The sequence below is a fragment of the Siphonobacter sp. genome (assembly GCF_048595215.1).
GTDB lineage: Bacteria > Bacteroidota > Bacteroidia > Cytophagales > Spirosomataceae > Siphonobacter.
Genome location: NZ_JBMDWJ010000167.1, coordinates 1 through 1,576 on the forward strand (window position 1 = coordinate 1; position 1,576 = coordinate 1,576).

2 protein-coding genes are annotated in these 1,576 nt (G+C 49.0%); both read left to right on the forward strand.

From position 1 onward, the window contains the following. Positions 1-309: 309 nt before the first annotated feature. Positions 310-993, forward strand: coding sequence for a deoxyribose-phosphate aldolase (deoC, locus tag ACOJTG_RS09760; RefSeq protein WP_420153651.1), 684 nt, complete (start codon positions 310-312; stop codon positions 991-993). A gap of 89 nt (positions 994-1,082) precedes the next feature. Then, a partial coding sequence (locus ACOJTG_RS09765; protein ID WP_420153652.1) for a sugar phosphate isomerase/epimerase family protein occupies positions 1,083-1,576 on the forward strand: 494 nt, incomplete at its 3' end.

Sequence of the window (1,576 nt, forward strand, 5' to 3'; positions counted from 1 at the left end):
ATTCCCGCATCCACGCGGAGAAGATTATCGAGAAAATTAGTGCGGAGCGAATGGCGGTAAATGCCTGAAGTAATGAGTGAATGATAGAATGGAGGGGAGGCGTCATTGATTATACATTACATCTGTATTTTTCTGTACTCATTCTATTATTTCTCTACCAGCCCCGGATTGAAATCCGAGGCTGGTAGATGGGCCAGTCCTACGGACTTTTTCGTAGACGCTAACCTTCCTTAGGTCTGAGTATTGATTCAATACTGAGGATCTCGTCTCAACAACCAATAACGATTAACCATCAACTACCAACGATCCATGTCCGTCCTTTCCAAGCTGATTGATCATGCCCTACTCCACCCTACCCTGACGGATGCCGAACTGGAAGCCGGTTGTCGGCTGGCGATTCAATACGATGTGGCCACGGTTTGCATTAAACCTTATGCCGTTTCCAGGGCAGCCCAATGGTTAGCGGGTAGCCATGTAGGCGTCTGTACGGTAATTGGCTTTCCGCACGGCAGTAATGCCATGGCGGTAAAAGTAGCCGAAACCATCCAGGCTTGTCGGGACGGTGCTACGGAAATTGATATGGTGGTGAATATCGGAAAAGTACTGAGTGAAGACTGGACCTACGTTCGGCAGGAAATTCAGGCCGTTCAGGAAGCTTGTCAGCAGCAGGAAGCCCTTTTAAAGGTCATTTTTGAAAACGATTTTCTTCCTGCCGATGCCTATAAAATCAAACTCTGCGAAATCTGTACGGAAATTGGCGTGGCCTTTGTCAAAACTTCCACGGGTTTCGGATACGTCAAACAACCCGATGGTTCGTTTCAATCGCAGGGAGCCACGCTGGCAGACTTACAACTCATGCTTGATCACATCGGTCCGAACGTCGCCGTTAAAGCTTCGGGAGGTATCCGCACGCTGGAGCAGGTACGCCACTTGCAGGCTATGGGCGTGCGACGCATCGGTACTAGCTCAACGAGTTCAATTTTGAATGAGTGAATAATAGAAGGAGTGAGTGTAAATCTCGACGGCTCTTTTTGATACTCACTCAGCCCATCAACTTACAACGATAAACCAATAACCAACGAATGCTCGACCTCGGCTTTGTATCGGCCATTTTGCCGGATTATAACCTCGAAAACGTATTGAAATTTGCTTCCCAGCACGAATTCAAATGTGTGGAAATCATGTGCTGGCCAAAGGAAAATTCCGAAGCACGCCGATACGCGGGCGTGACCCACATTGATGTAGATGATCTAGACGCCCAAACCATTGCTACGATCCGCAACCGCACCAAAGAATACGGCGTTTCGATCTCCGGTCTGGGCTACTATCCCAACCCGCTCGATCCCGATCCGGAAAAAGCGGAGTTCTACCGGGAACATATCAAGAAAATCATTCGGGCGGCGGCTCAGTTGCGTATTCCGGTGGTAAACACGTTCATCGGGCGAAATCCGAAGCTGACGATCACGGAGAACCTCAAGCTCTTCGCCGAACATTGGCCCGCGATTGTGAAAGTGGCCGAAGAACACAATGTAAAGATTGGTATCGAAAACTGTCCGATGTGGTATACCGACGACGA